12 protein-coding genes are annotated in these 13,636 nt (G+C 67.4%); 7 read left to right on the top strand and 5 right to left on the bottom strand.

Annotated elements, in window-relative coordinates:
- The first annotated feature begins 27 nt into the window (after window positions 1-27).
- Complete coding sequence (gene ppdK, locus ELY12_RS01800; protein WP_126174990.1) at window positions 28-2,691, top strand: pyruvate, phosphate dikinase; 2,664 nt, start codon at window positions 28-30, stop codon at window positions 2,689-2,691.
- On the opposite strand, the gene ELY12_RS01795 is transcribed toward ppdK, so the two are convergent.
- Window positions 2,688-3,443 (bottom strand): methyltransferase domain-containing protein, encoded by a 756-nt coding sequence (locus ELY12_RS01795; RefSeq protein ID WP_126174989.1) that lies wholly within the window; start codon window positions 3,441-3,443, stop codon window positions 2,688-2,690. The genes ppdK and ELY12_RS01795 overlap by 4 nt on opposite strands.
- 47 nt (window positions 3,444-3,490) lie before the next feature.
- Between ELY12_RS01795 and ELY12_RS01790 the strand changes: the two genes are divergently transcribed.
- The 5 genes from ELY12_RS01790 (at window position 3,491) to ELY12_RS01770 (ending at window position 7,744) form a co-directional block, all read left to right on the top strand.
- The gene (locus ELY12_RS01790) at window positions 3,491-4,273 is read left to right on the top strand and encodes a ComF family protein (RefSeq protein WP_126174988.1); all 783 of its coding nucleotides are present in this window, start codon (window positions 3,491-3,493) and stop codon (window positions 4,271-4,273) included.
- Between the two features lie 301 nt (window positions 4,274-4,574).
- Window positions 4,575-4,940: a phosphoribosyl-AMP cyclohydrolase gene (gene hisI, locus ELY12_RS01785; protein ID WP_241229679.1), complete on the top strand. Its 366-nt coding sequence runs from the start codon at window positions 4,575-4,577 to the stop codon at window positions 4,938-4,940.
- Between the two features lie 33 nt (window positions 4,941-4,973).
- The gene (locus ELY12_RS01780; RefSeq protein ID WP_126174986.1) at window positions 4,974-5,417 is read left to right on the top strand and encodes a MerR family transcriptional regulator; all 444 of its coding nucleotides are present in this window, start codon (window positions 4,974-4,976) and stop codon (window positions 5,415-5,417) included.
- A gap of 25 nt (window positions 5,418-5,442) precedes the next feature.
- Window positions 5,443-7,242, top strand: a complete 1,800-nt coding sequence (locus ELY12_RS01775; protein WP_126174985.1) for an acyl-CoA dehydrogenase C-terminal domain-containing protein — start codon at window positions 5,443-5,445, stop codon at window positions 7,240-7,242.
- Between the two features lies 1 nt (window position 7,243).
- Window positions 7,244-7,744, top strand: a complete 501-nt coding sequence (locus ELY12_RS01770; protein ID WP_126174984.1) for a GNAT family N-acetyltransferase — start codon at window positions 7,244-7,246, stop codon at window positions 7,742-7,744.
- Here ELY12_RS01770 and ELY12_RS01765 read toward each other — a convergent pair.
- From ELY12_RS01765 to ELY12_RS01750, 4 genes are read right to left on the bottom strand one after another with little or no spacing between them, the layout of a single operon-like run.
- Entirely contained in the window at window positions 7,741-8,826 is a 1,086-nt protein-coding gene (locus tag ELY12_RS01765) for a PA0069 family radical SAM protein (protein WP_126174983.1), read from the bottom strand. The genes ELY12_RS01770 and ELY12_RS01765 overlap by 4 nt on opposite strands.
- Window positions 8,827-8,866: 40 nt before the next feature.
- Complete coding sequence (gene moaB, locus ELY12_RS01760) at window positions 8,867-9,394, bottom strand: molybdenum cofactor biosynthesis protein B (protein WP_126174982.1); 528 nt, start codon at window positions 9,392-9,394, stop codon at window positions 8,867-8,869.
- A complete protein-coding gene (locus ELY12_RS01755; RefSeq protein ID WP_126174981.1) occupies window positions 9,394-11,157 on the bottom strand; it encodes a lytic transglycosylase domain-containing protein in 1,764 nt (587 codons plus the stop codon). The genes moaB and ELY12_RS01755 overlap by 1 nt, the downstream gene beginning before the upstream one ends.
- Complete coding sequence (locus ELY12_RS01750) at window positions 11,136-11,909, bottom strand: uracil-DNA glycosylase family protein (RefSeq protein ID WP_126174980.1); 774 nt, start codon at window positions 11,907-11,909, stop codon at window positions 11,136-11,138. Before ELY12_RS01750 ends, ELY12_RS01755 begins: the two co-directional genes overlap by 22 nt.
- Window positions 11,910-11,983: 74 nt before the next feature.
- On the opposite strand from ELY12_RS01750, the gene ELY12_RS01745 reads away from it, so the two are divergent.
- A complete protein-coding gene (locus ELY12_RS01745; RefSeq protein ID WP_126174979.1) occupies window positions 11,984-13,633 on the top strand; it encodes an electron transfer flavoprotein-ubiquinone oxidoreductase in 1,650 nt (549 codons plus the stop codon).
- Window positions 13,634-13,636: the final 3 nt, after the last annotated feature.

The raw sequence follows: 13,636 nt of genomic DNA, 5'->3' as shown, positions 1-13,636 counted from the left end.
AGGTGTGACACGAAGAGGGCAACGCGAGTGCAGACGGTCTATCCATTCGGCGGTTCGGCAAGTTCGGATGACCCGCGCTCCAGGGACAAGACGATCGTCGGAGGCAAGGGCGCCAACCTCGCGGAGATGGCCGGCATCGGCCTGCCGGTTCCTCCCGGCTTCACCATAACTACCGAGGAGTGCGTCCGCTATCTCGCCGAAGGTGGTGACTTTTCGGATGATCTGCGAACTTCGGTCGCCAATGCATTGAACCACATCGAAAAGTCGGTCGGAAAGCGCTTCGGCGATGCCGCCGATCCGCTGCTCGTCTCGGTCCGCTCGGGGGCGCGCGTCTCGATGCCGGGGATGATGGACACCGTTCTCAACCTAGGCCTCAACGACCAGACCGTGCAAGGCCTCGCCGAGACCAGCGGGGACGAGCGGTTCGCGTGGGACAGCTACCGCCGCTTCATCCAGATGTACTCCGATGTGGTGCTCGGCCTCGACCACGGCCTGTTCGAGGAAGCGCTCGAAATCGCCAAGGAAGACAAGGGCCTCTACGCCGATACCGAGATGGAGGCTGAAGACTGGCAGGCGCTCGTCGGCCAGTATCGCGCCATCGTCGAGGAAGAACTCGGCAACCCATTCCCACAGGACGTGACCGAGCAGCTATGGGGCGCGATCCGCGCGGTATTCGACAGCTGGGACAGCGACCGCGCCAAGGTCTACCGCCGCCTGAACGACATCCCCGGCGACTGGGGCACCGCGGTCAACGTCCAGGCGATGGTGTTCGGCAACATGGGTGAGACCAGCGCCACCGGCGTCGCCTTCACCCGCGACCCCGCCACCGGCGAGCGCGCCTACTACGGTGAATGGCTGGTCAACGCGCAGGGTGAGGATGTCGTCGCCGGCATCCGCACACCGCAGTACCTGACGAAGGCGGCCCGCGAGCGCGCCAACGCCAAGCCGCTGAGCATGGAAGAAGCGATGCCCGATGCCTACGCCGAGCTCGCCCGTGTGTTCGACACGCTCGAGACGCACTACCGCGACATGCAGGACATCGAATTCACCGTCGAGCGTGGCAAGCTGTGGATGTTGCAGACCCGCAGCGGCAAACGCACCGCCAAGGCCGCGCTCAAGATGGCGGTCGACATGGCGGGCGAGGGGCTGATCGACGAGGAGACCGCGATCCTGCGCGTCGATCCGATGGCGCTCGACCAGCTGCTGCACCCGACGCTCGATCCGAATGCGCCGCGCGATGTGCTGACCACCGGCCTGCCGGCCTCGCCGGGTGCAGCCAGCGGCAAGATTGTGCTTGATGCCGACACCGCCGAGACCTGGGCGGCGCGGGGCGACAAGGTGATCCTCGTACGGGTCGAGACCAGCCCCGAGGACATCCACGGCATGCACGCCGCGCAGGGCATTCTGACCGCGCGTGGCGGCATGACGTCACACGCCGCGGTGGTAGCGCGCGGGATGGGTCGCTGCTGTGTCTCCGGCGCAAGCGCAGTGTCGATCGATCTGAAGACGCGTACGCTGCGGATCGGCGGGCGTGAGCTGGCTGAGGGTGACACGCTGACGCTCGACGGCAGCACCGGCCAGGTGATGGCTGGGCGCGTCGCGACGGTCGAACCCGAGCTTGCCGGCGACTTCGGCGTCCTGATGGAGTGGGCCGACCGCCACCGCCGCATGAGAGTGCGTGCCAACGCCGAGACGCCGGCCGACTGCAAGATGGCCCGCCAGTTCGGCGCCGAGGGCATCGGCCTGTGCCGCACCGAGCACATGTTCTTCGATGCGGATCGCATCAGTGCGGTGCGCCAGATGATCCTCGCCGAGGACGAGGCGGGCCGCCGCAAGGCACTCGCGCTGTTGCTCCCCGAGCAGCGCGCCGATTTCGCGCAAATCTTTGAGGTGATGGCGGGCCTGCCGTGCACCATCCGCCTGCTCGACCCACCGCTGCACGAGTTCCTCCCCCACGGCGATGCCGAGTTCGAGGAGCTCGCCGACGCAACCGGCTACGGCGTCGACCACCTCAAGCGACGCGCCGCCGAGCTCCACGAGTTCAACCCCATGCTCGGCCATCGCGGTTGCCGCCTCGGGATCACCTTTCCCGAGATCTACGAGATGCAGGCCCGCGCGATCTTCGAAGCCGCCTGCGATGTCGCGGCCGCCAGCGGTGAGGCCCCGGTGCCCGAAGTGATGATCCCGCTGGTCGCGACCAAGCGCGAGCTTGAAATCCTCCGCGCGCTGGTCGACCGCGTGGCGAGCGAGGTGTTCGCCGAGAAGGGCCGCACTCTCGACTACCTCGTCGGCACCATGATCGAGCTCCCGCGCGCCGCGCTGATGGCGGGCGAGATCGCCGAGGAAGCGCGCTTCTTCTCGTTCGGCACCAACGACTTGACGCAGACTACTCTGGGGCTTTCGAGGGACGATGCAGGGCGCTTCCTCGGCGCCTACGTCGACAAGGGCATCTTCGCCCGCGATCCGTTCGTCAGCCTCGACATCGACGGGGTGGGGCAACTGGTCCGGCTCGCCGTCGAGCGGGGCCGAGCTACCAAGCCCGACATCAAGCTCGGCATTTGCGGCGAGCATGGCGGGGATCCGGCGTCGATCACTTTCTGCGAGGAAGTCGGTCTCGACTACGTCAGCGCCAGCCCCTACCGCGTGCCGATCGCTCGGCTGGCTGCCGCGCAGGCTGCGCTCAGGTCTTAATGCCAGGCGGTAAGCGTCAGGATTTCCAGCGTTTCCACCACCCGGCCGTGCCGATCGGCCTCGGCGAGGAACGCGGAGCGGGCGCGCTCCAGTCCGGCGCGGGTCAAGGGGGGGGCGCTATCGACGAGCGCGCTGGTCAGGCCCTGCGTGCGCAAATCGGCGACGAGATCGTCCATCGCCCCGTAGCGCAGCCGCAGCGTCCAGGAATCGCTGACCTGCCGCATGAAACCGGCTCGCTGCAGCAGTCCGGCACCCGAGCGCGCATCGACCGCCGGATGGAGCCGCGCCGCCGGGCGCTCACCGTCGGCGGCCAGCAAGGCGGCGCGCAGGCGCGGCAGGCTGCCGGCGCCGACCATGCTCGCCAGCATGACCCCGCCCGGAGCCAGGACGTTGCGCTGGTGGATCAGTGCGCCCGGCAGGTCGTTGACGGTATCCAGCGCCGCCAAGCTGACGATGAGCGCAAAGCCCCTAAACGGCAGCGGCTGCTCCAGGTCGAGCGAGTCGGCGTCGGCCAGCGTGACGCGAAAATCTTTCCGCTCCAGCATACGGGCAAACTCCGCGCCGCCGGTGCCAATAATGAGCGCACGGCCCGGCGGAAGCTGCATGAATTCGATCCGCTCGAGCGCATCCTCGACCAGCGCTTCGGCCAGCCAGTCCGCCGCGCCGCGGCGCCGCTGCAGCGCCTCGGCCCGCGCGGCTCGCGCCGATTTGCGGCGGGCGCTGAAAATCTCCGGGGGCAGGGCGGAACTCATAGGCGAAGCAACGCACCATCCCCGGCCCCGTTGCAAGGGGCAATGCGATGAACGCAGTGGGCGCAGTATTGCGGGAGAGCTTCGCTCCGCTGCTCGATCTCGTTTATCCGCCGCGCTGCCCTCTGTGCGGAGCGGCTATCGGCGCGCAAAGTGGCCTGTGCGGTGAATGCTGGGGCGAGTTGCGCATCCCCGGCTCGCCTGCCTGTGCACAGTGCCAGCGGCCGTTCGAGGCCAACTCGGTAGCAAGCGGCGCGATCTGCGCTCCCTGTCTCGCCGACCCGCCGCAGCATGACGGGATCGCGGCGGGCACGCTCTATGGCGACGGATCGCGCAAGCTGGTGCTGGCGTTCAAGCACGGACGGCGCATCGCCCTCGCACCGATGCTGGCCCGTCTGATCGCCGCTCGCCTCCCTGCGCTGGAGGGCGAGTGGCTGGTCGTGCCCGTTCCACTCCACCGCTGGCGTCTGTGGTCGCGGGGCTACAACCAAGCGGCGCTTCTTGCACAACAGATCGCCAAGCTGACCGGGCAGAATTTACTTGTCGACGGCCTCGTCCGCCGCAAGCGCACCCCAAAGCTCGGCGGTCTGGGGCGCAAGGCCCGCGCGCGAACACTATCCGGTGCGCTGGCGGTCGAGCCGAGACGCGCTGCCATGCTGAAAGGTTCCCAGGTGATTCTGGTCGACGATGTGCTCACCAGCGGCGCTACCAGCGATGCCTGCGTGCGCACGCTCAAGCGCGCGGGTGCCAGCAAGGTGATCGTGGCGTGCTTCGCGCGGGTGCTGGAAGAGGCGGACGGCGTGGTCCCCGAATACGAAACGCCCGGGGCGTGAGCCCCGGGCGCACCGTGACGAAATACGCTGGACCCGCCTCTCGGCTAAAGGCGGCCACCCCCATGGCCGACTGGATCCGATCCCTCATCGTCTACCGAGCGGGCCGCGCGCCATCTTGCGACAGGCGCATGCTCCACTCGGCGGTCCCTGAACCTGGCGCTCTGATGGCACCGGCGTTCCGGTTCGCGGCCCCCATTGGACTGCACGCGCGGTGTCTCATTGAACCGCCGTCCATCAAAGCGGGATGTTGGAAGGCACCTGATTTTGCCCGACATCTGTGATTATGTTGCAACAAAGGTTTGTGCTGGAGCCCGTGCCCGTGAGTGATGAATTCGAGCCCAAGTTCGATGCCAGCGGGCTGCTGACCGCGGTCATCGTCGACGCGCAGAGCAAGGCCGTCCTGATGGTCGCCTTCATGGACGCCGAAGCGCTCGCCGCGACCCGCGCGAGCGGCTTCGCGCACTTCCACTCCCGCTCACGCGGACGACTGTGGAAGAAGGGCGAGTCGTCGGGCAACGTTCTGGCGGTGGAAAGAATCCTGGTCGATTGCGATCAGGATGCGCTCGTTCTCGAGTGCCGGCCGGCCGGTCCGACCTGCCACACGGGCGCGGACAGTTGCTTTTTCCGGCAGCTCGAAGACGACGCTCTCCGCCCCGTCAATACTTGACGCGAACGTAAAGCGGCGGGTATTGCCCCGCGCATGGCCGAACCCGCGCGCAATGCCGAAGCAGCCCATCAGGGCGCTCACCTCGAACGCCCCGACCGGCTTGAGCGCGAGCAGTTCTCGATCTCCGACCTGACCGAAGAATTCGGCTGCACCGCCCGCGCCTTGCGCTTCTACGAAGATGAGGGACTCATCGCCCCGCGCCGGGTGGGTCTCGCGCGCATCTATTCGAAGCGTGACCGCGCACGGCTCGCGTGGATCATGCGGGCGAAGAACGTCGGCTTCAGTCTCGGCGAAATCCGCGAGATGATCGATCTGTACGATCTCGGCGACGGGCGGGTCGAACAGCGCCGCGTCACGATCGAGAAATGCCGCGAGCACATCGAGAAGATGAAAGAGCAGCGCGCCGATATCGATTCGGCGATCGCCGAGCTCACCGCCTTCATCGCACACGTCGAGCAAGTGGGCGAACAGGGCTGAGCCCGACCTTACTCAAGGACTGACAATGCCGACTTACACCGCTCCCACGCGCGACGCGAAGTTCATCCTCAACGAGGTGCTGGACCTCGCAAGCTACGGCAATCTGCCCGGCTTCGAGAGCGCGACGCCCGACCTGATCGACACGGTGATTGACGAGAGCGGCAAGTTCGCGGCCGAGGTGCTGCAGCCATTGAACCAGGTCGGCGACCGCGAAGGGTGCACGCGCAATGCCGACGGTTCGGTGACCACGCCCCCGGGGTTCAAGGCGGCGTTCGACCAGTATGTCGAGGCGGGCTGGAGCACGCTCGCGGCGCCGTCCGAGTACGGCGGGCAGGGCATGCCCCACGTGCTGGGCTTCGTGCTGGAAGAGTTCGTCTCCAGCGCCAACCACTCGTTCGGGATGTACCCGGGCCTCACCAACGGTGCGGTCAGCGCGATCCTGGTGGTCGGCAGCGAAGAGCAGAAGGCGCTCTACGCGCCGAAGATGATCGCCAACCAGTGGCTCGGGACGATGAACCTGACCGAGCCGCAGTGCGGCACCGACCTCGGCCTCATCCGCACCCGCGCCGAGCCGCAGGCGGACGGCAGCTACAAGATCACCGGCACCAAGATCTTCATCTCAGCCGGCGAGCACGACCTCGCCGAGAACATCATTCACCTCGTCCTCGCCAAGACGCCGGGGGCGCCCGACAGCAGCAAGGGCATCAGCCTGTTCATCGTGCCCAAGTTCCTGGTGGACACGGACGGCTCGCTGGGTGAGCGCAACGCGGTCCAGTGCGGCTCGCTCGAGCACAAGATGGGCATCCACGGCAACTCGACCTGCGTGATGAACTACGACGGCGCGACCGGCTACCTGCTCGGCGAGGAGATGAAGGGCCTCGCCGCGATGTTCATCATGATGAACGCGGCGCGGCTCGGGGTCGGCATCCAGGGGCTGAGCCAAGCCGAGGTCGCCTACCAGAACGCGGTCGCATATGCGCGCGACCGGCGCCAGGGTCGCGCGCTTACCGGGCCCGCCGAGCCGGGCGAGAAGGCCGACACCATCATGGTCCACCCCGACGTGCGGCGGATGTTGATGGACGCCAAGGCGTTCACCGAAGCGATGCGCGCGCTGTACCTGTGGGGCGGGCTGCTGGTCGATCTCACTCACAATGCGGAGACCGAGGAGGAGCGCGCCGATGCCGATGCGCTGCTCGGCCTGCTGACGCCGGTGATCAAGGGCTACGGCACCGACAAGGGCTTCGACGTCGCGGTCAACATGCAGCAGGTCTTCGGCGGGCACGGCTACATCGCCGAGTGGGGCATGGAGCAGTTCGTCCGCGACGCTCGCATCGCGCAAATCTACGAAGGCACCAATGGCGTGCAGGCGATGGACCTGTGCGGCCGCAAGCTCGCCAGCAAGGGCGGGGCGGCGATCCAAGCGTTCTTCAAGCTGGTCGACGACGAAGTGGCGGCGGCCAAGGGCGACCTCGCTCCTTTGGGTGAAGCGCTCGGCAAGGCGGTCAGCGAGCAGAAAGCCGCGACCATGTGGTTCATGCAGAACGCGATGGCCAACCCCAACAACTTGGGCGCCGGCGCGCACCAATACATGCATATCATGGGCGTGGTGTGCCTTGGCCTGATGTGGCTGCGGATGGCCAAGGCCTCCACCGCCGCACTGGCGCAGGGCAGCGGGGACGAGGCGTTCTATCGCGCCAAGCTCACCACCGCGCGCTACTTCTTCGAGCGCTTCGGGCCCGATGCCGGCGCGCTGCGGCGGAAGATCGAGGCGGGCGCGGAAGCCGTGATGGCGCTCGACGAGGACGCCTTCCTGACGGCGGCCTGAGATGGCGCCGGTGATCCGTCCCGTCGTCCTCGGCGATGCGGACGCGATCGCGGCGATCTACGCGCATCATGTGCTGACCGGTACGGCGAGCTTCGACACCGAGCCGCCGGACGCCGCCTTCTGGCGCGACAAGATCGGCGCGCTTACGGGTCGCGGCTGGCCTTTCCTGGTCGTCGAATACGATGGCCAGGTCGCCGGCTACGCCTACGCCAGCCAGTTCCGCGACCGGCCAGCCTATGCGGGCACCTGCGAGGACAGTATCTACATCGACCACCGCCTAACCGGACGCGGCCTCGGCGGTGTATTGCTCGATGCGCTGATCGATGCGGCGAAGGACTTCGGCTTCGAACAAATGATCGCCGTGATCGGCGGTGCCGAGCCCGCCAGCGTTGCGCTGCACACCCGCGCCGGGTTCGTCGAGGCGGGCCGCATGCGCAACGTCGGGCGCAAGTTCGGGCGCGTGCTCGACACGCTCTACATGCAGCGCGATCTCACTGTTTAGAGAAGGCGCAGCTGCCCACCCATCGCCGGCGGACGGAACCGGGTGCAGTCAAGCTCGAAGCGGTCCTTGCGCATCCCGGCGCGCTTGCAGGCGAGAGCGAAGCGCGCGCGCAGAAGATCGGCCCACACCCCGCTCGGCTTCATCCGGGAGAAGAAGTCGGGATCGTTGTCCTTCCCGCCGCGGATCGACTGCACGATGCTCATCACCTTGTCGCCGCGCTCGGGGAAATGGACCGACAACCATTCGCGGAAGAGCGGCGCGACCTCGTGCGGCAGGCGCAGCGGGATCCACCCCGCGGAGCGCACGCCGAGCGCGGCAGCGCGGCTGACGATCTCCTCCATGAAACCGTCGGTGATCGCCGGGATGATCGGCGATACCGAGCAGTGCACCGGCACCCCGGCATCGACCAGCTTGCCGAGCGCCGCGAGTCGCTTGGCGGGCGCTGCCGCGCGCGGTTCGAGCTTGCCCGACAGCACCGGATCGAGCGAGGTCACTGACACGCACACCGCGACCAGGCGCTGCTCTGCCATCTCGGCGAGCAGGTCGAGATCGTCGAGCACCCGGTCGGATTTCGTGGTGATGGTCACCGGGTGCCGCGCGTCGAGGCACACCTCCAGCACCTGGCGGGTGATGCGCCAGGTCCGCTCGATCGTCTGATACGGATCGGTGTTGGTCCCCATCGCGATCGGCCGAGGACGGTACTTCGGCTTGGCGAGAGTCTCGCGCAGAAGCCGCGGGGCGTCGGGCTTCACGAACAGTTTGGTTTCGAAATCAAGCCCGGGCGAGAGGTCATGATAAGCGTGCGTCGGCCGCGCGAAGCAATAGATGCAGCCGTGCTCACAGCCCCGAAAGGCGTTGACCGAGCGATCGAAGCCGATGTCGGGTGAGGTGTTGAAGCTGAGGATCGTCTTGGGATGTTCTTCGGTGACCGTCGTCCGCAGCTTGACCGGCGGGCCGTCCAACAGTTCCATGTAATCGCGCCAGTCGCCGTCCGCTTCCCGCGTGGCGAGACCGAATCGCGTCGGCACCGCCGCGCCCTGCGCGCCGCGTCCGGCTACCGGAGGTTCGAGACGGCGTTCCATGCACGAGAACATACACGGAACATTCGCGAGTCGGAAGGGGTCAGGTTTCGCGCAACCGGGGCAGCAGGTCGACGAAGTTGCAGGGCCGATTGCGACTGTCGAGTTGCTCGACGAGAATGCCGTCCCAGCCGTCCTTCACCGCGCCATTCGAGCCGGGCAGCGCGAACAGGTAAGTACCGCGCGCCACCACCGCGCACGCACGGCTCTGCACCGTGCTGGTGCCGATCGACCGATAGCTGATCATGCGGAACAGCTCGCCGAACCCGGGAATGTCCTTGTCCTTCACCTGGTCGAATGCCTCGGGCGTGACGTCGCGTCCCGTCAGGCCCGTGCCGCCGGTGGTGACGATCACGTCGATCGTAGGATCGTCGATCCACGTGTTGAGCCGGTCGGCTAACAAGCTGGCATCGTCCTGCTCGATCGCGCGCGCGACCAGCTTGTGGCCCGCGCCCTTGACCCGCTCGGCCAGGATGTCGCCGCTGGTGTCGGTCTCGGGTGTGCGGGTGTCGGAGACGGTGAGGACGGCGATGTTGACGGCGCGGAACTCGCGCGCCGGGTCGATGGCCATCAGCGTGCCGCGGTCAGGCGCACCGCACCGCCGCCGGCGAGCTCTGGGAACGTCGGCCACATCCCCTGCGCGAGCGCCTTGCGGCTGTCCGAGGCACCGCCCGCCTGCCGCTCATACATCCAGTAATTGCGCATCACGATCGCGACGTAGCCGCGCGTCTCCCAGTACGGGATGCTCTCCATGTAGAGCAGCGGATCGCCCTGGTCGCGGACTTCGCTGTTCCAGCGCGTCACCGGCGACAGGCCCGCGTTGTAGGCGGCCATGATCTTCGGCAGCAGTCCGCCCGTCGCCGAGCTGTCGCGCAGCATCTCGAGGTTCTCCTGCCCGAACGCGAGGTTGGTCGCGGGATCCGACAGGTTCACGTAGCTCGCATTCATGTTCAGCCGCGGCGCGTGCTGGCGCACGGTGATCGGTGTGATCTGCATCAGGCCCTTCGCCTGCGCCGGGCTGACCGCGTTCGTCTGGAAGCGCGATTCCTGCAGCGTGTGGGCAAAGGCCAGCGCGGGATCGACCTGCCAGCCATTGCTGGGCTGCCAATGCGGGGCGGGGTAGCGCAGCGCCACCTCAGCTTTGGCCCCACGGGGAGCGTTGGCGGCCATCCACAACTGAGTCGAGGGCAGGCCCAGCTCGCGGGCGAGCCGGCTTAGCGCATCGTACTCGTTCGCCGGGCCGATCTTGGCCTCGTGCCGCAGGACTTCGTCGGCCAGCGAGTCGCGCCCGATCTCCGCCAGCGCGACCGCGGTGCGCACGTTGGGCGCATCGCGCAGCCGCTGCCAATCCGCCAGATCGAAGTCCGCGGTCTTGCGGCCGCCCGGCAATTCCTGCCCGAGCGCCTCGCGGGCAAGCATGCCGTACAGCGTCTCGTCGAGCCGCGCGGCCCCGCGCAACTGCTCGGCCGCCTTCTCCGGCTGGCGGCAGCGGACAAGCGCCCGGCTGGACCAATAGTACGCCGCCGCAGTCAGCTCGAGGTTCTGCGCCGATGTCGCCGCGCGCCCGAATGCGTCAGCCGCACCGGCGCAATCGTTGAGACGCCACGCCGCAAGACCCGCAGCCCAGTCGCCTTCGCCGACCCACGCACCGCTGCCGCCATCGCGCACCGTGTTCGCCATTGCGAGCGCGGCGGCGTCCTGGTTCTCGATGTAATAGCTCCAGGCGACCCGCTGGCGCCATTCCGCCCGCGCTTCGCTGGAGAGGCCCGCGTCCACGCCATCGAGGAGGATGCGCGCGCCGCCCGGATCGTCGGCCTTGATCCGTTCGAGGATCGCCGCCTTGATCTCTGCCGGCATCGTGCCGTCGTTGACGCTGCTCGGCTGCACCCGGCGCGGGGCATAGCCTTGCGACACCAGTTGCTGTTCGGCGGGCAGGTCCGGCATCGCGGTCAGCCCGCGCTTGAGGCCCAGGTTCGCGATCTGCGCCGACTGCGGCAGGTTCGTGCCGTGCGCCAGCCACGCCTCGATCGCGGGCAGCTCGATCTTGGGGCTGGCGGAATCGAGATAATACTCGGCGCGGGCGATCTGATGCAGCGGACCGTCGGGCTTTTCGGCGAACATCGCATCGACCCGCGTCCAGTCCTTGAAGTCGATCGCGGCGAACAGCGACTTGTACCAGTCGCGCTCGCTCTTGCTCAGCAGTTCGGGAACGTTGCTCGAAACGGCGCGGGCGCGGAAGTATTCGGCGGCGCTGGAATTGGCGAGGGCGGGCGTGGATACCGCGCATGCGAACGCGCCCGCCGCGGCCCAAGCTATCCGTGCCTTTCGTCCCATGTTTGCCCGTCCGTCCAGTCCAGCCAGCGCTGCCACAGACGGGCTCGTAGCTGCCAATTGCCCAGCAGCCGTTCGAGCCCCGCCTCAGCCAGCGCGGGTACCCTGCCGCCTTCATGGTTAAAGGAGCGTAACTTTTGAGCGCCTTGCGCTGGATCGTGCCCGCAAAGCGGCAGGATGTTCCGCCCCAGGGCCAGCAGCCGTTTGGGGCGCGCCAGCGCCACGTGATGTGCGAGCAGCGCACCGAGTCCCTGCGGGGCCAGCGACGGCCAGTCGGCAAGCGGAGTGTGCCGGGGCAGCACGGCGGCGCGATAGACCTGATCCGGCGACAATCTGGCTGCCGAGAGGAAACCATCCAGCAGTGCGCCGCCTGGACCTGACAGGAGCGTCTCGCGGTCGCCTTCCTCGGGCATCGCGACCAGTACCATCAGCTCGGCCTCGGTTTCTCCCGACGGGGCGACGCGCGGTGCGAGGCCGCCTTCATCGAGCGAGGGCTCGGTCAGCCACCAGGTCCGGAATGTCGCCAGATCGCTCGGCCATTGCTCGCGCGGTCCGCCGAGCTTGGGCAGCTCGGGTGGCGGAGCGGGCACTGGAGGAGCGGGCTTCGAGGACGTCGGCGCCGCCGCATCGGCCTTCGCGACAGGTTCTGCCAGCCAGCCTTTCGCCTCGTCGTCGAACACCGCATCGACCCCTGCCTCGCGCCACCAGTCGAGGGCGGCGGCGAGGTCGGCTTGGAGAGGAGACGGGCTGGGCACGGCATCGGGTCTTGACCTCGCCCGCGCCTGCAATCAAGCGCTTCATTGACCGACCGAACAGGGGCCGAACAGCCATGATTGAACGCGAATCGATGCCGTGCGACGTGGTGATCGTCGGCGGAGGCCCCGCCGGCCTTGCCGCCGCGATCCGGCTGAAGCAGATCAATGCCGAGCTCGAAGTCATCGTTCTCGAAAAAGGGAGCGAGATCGGGGCGCATATCCTGTCGGGCGCCGTGGTCGATCCCAAAGGCCTCGATGAGCTGCTTCCCGAGTGGCGCGAACAGGGCTGCCCGATGGCCGAGGTGCGCGTCACCGACAACTGGCACTGGGTCCTGTCGAAGAAGGGCAAGACCAGCCTGCCGCACCTGATGATGCCGCCGTTCATGTCGAACGAGGGCTGCTACACCGGTAGCCTCGGCAACATGACCCGCTGGCTCGGCGAGCAGGCCGAGGCGCTCGGCGTGATGGTTTTCCCCGGCTTCCCCGCTGCCGAGGTGATCATCGGCGAGGACGGCGCGGTCGCGGGCGTGATCACGCAGGACATGGGCGTCGCCGCCGACGGCGAGCACAAGGGCGATTTCCAGCCCGGCATGGAGATCCACGCCAAGTACACGCTCTTCGCCGAGGGCGCGCGCGGGCACCTGACCAAGCGAATGAAGTCGAAGTACGACCTGGAGGCCGATTGCCAGCCGCAGGTCTACGGGCTCGGCATCAAGGAAATCTGGGACATCGATCCCGACAAGCACGTGCCGGGCCGGGTGATCCACACCCAGGGCTGGCCGCTGTCGGAAAGCGAGAGCTGGGGCGGCGGGTTCCTCTACCATCAGGCCAACAACCAGATCGCGATCGGCTTCGTCACCGCGCTCGACTACCGCAACCCGTGGGTCAGCCCGTACCAGGAATTCCAGCGCTGGAAGCAGCATCCCGCGATCCGCGAGTATCTCGAAGGCGGCAAGCGGGTCGCCTATGGCGCGCGCGCGATCAACGAGGGCGGGTGGCAATCGGTGCCGACGCTTGCGTTCCCGGGCGGGGCGCTGATCGGGTGCGCGGCGGGCTTCGTGAACGTCCCCCGCATCAAGGGTAGCCACACCGCGATCAAGAGCGGCATGCTCGCCGCCGAAGCGGTCGCCGCCGCGATCGCGCGCGGCGAAGAGAAGACCGCGCTCATGGATTACGATGCGGCTGTGCGCGACAGCTGGATCGCGACCGAGCTCAAGCTGGTGCAGAACGCGCAGCCCGCCGTCGCCAAGTTCGGCGGCGACATGGGCACGATCGTCGCCGGCATCGACATGTGGCTCCGCTACCTGAAAATGCCGATCATCCCAGCGTTCAAGCATCACTGGGACAGCGAGATGACCGAACGTGCGGACCTTCATCCACAGATCAAGTATCCCAAGCCCGACGGAGTGATCAGCTTCGACCGCCTGACCAACGTCGCCTACAGCTACACCAACCACGCCGAGAACCAGCCGTGCCACCTCGTGGTCGCCGACTATGAGCTGCAGAAGCGCAGCGAGCTCGGCGTATATGCCGGCCCCTCTCAGCGTTATTGTCCGGCGGGCGTGTACGAATGGCTGGTCGATGAAAGCACCGGCGAGCCGCGGTTCCAGATCAACTCGCAGAACTGCGTCCACTGCAAGACCTGCGACATCAAGGACCCCAACCAGAACATCACCTGGGTCACGCCCGAAGGCGGCGGCGGACCGAACTACCCGAACATGTGATCC

Source organism: Tsuneonella rigui (assembly GCF_003958625.1).
Lineage (GTDB): Bacteria > Pseudomonadota > Alphaproteobacteria > Sphingomonadales > Sphingomonadaceae > Tsuneonella > Tsuneonella rigui.
This window is presented reverse-complemented; position numbering and strand designations above follow the sequence as displayed.

Bases quoted from the DNA above. Each gene is read 5' to 3' on its own strand.
- ELY12_RS01765 (WP_126174983.1), bottom strand. From the start codon at position 8,826: ATGGAACGCCGTCTCGAACCTCCGGTAGCCGGACGCGGCGCGCAGGGC.
- ELY12_RS01790 (WP_126174988.1), top strand. From the start codon at position 3,491: ATGAACGCAGTGGGCGCAGTATTGCGGGAGAGCTTCGCTCCGCTGCTC.
- ELY12_RS01745 (WP_126174979.1), top strand. From the start codon at position 11,984: ATGATTGAACGCGAATCGATGCCGTGCGACGTGGTGATCGTCGGCGGA.
- ELY12_RS01780 (WP_126174986.1), top strand. From the start codon at position 4,974: ATGGCCGAACCCGCGCGCAATGCCGAAGCAGCCCATCAGGGCGCTCAC.
- ELY12_RS01795 (WP_126174989.1), bottom strand. From the start codon at position 3,443: ATGAGTTCCGCCCTGCCCCCGGAGATTTTCAGCGCCCGCCGCAAATCG.
- ELY12_RS01770 (WP_126174984.1), top strand. From the start codon at position 7,244: ATGGCGCCGGTGATCCGTCCCGTCGTCCTCGGCGATGCGGACGCGATC.
- moaB (WP_126174982.1), bottom strand. From the start codon at position 9,394: ATGGCCATCGACCCGGCGCGCGAGTTCCGCGCCGTCAACATCGCCGTC.
- ELY12_RS01755 (WP_126174981.1), bottom strand. From the start codon at position 11,157: ATGGGACGAAAGGCACGGATAGCTTGGGCCGCGGCGGGCGCGTTCGCA.
- ELY12_RS01775 (WP_126174985.1), top strand. From the start codon at position 5,443: ATGCCGACTTACACCGCTCCCACGCGCGACGCGAAGTTCATCCTCAAC.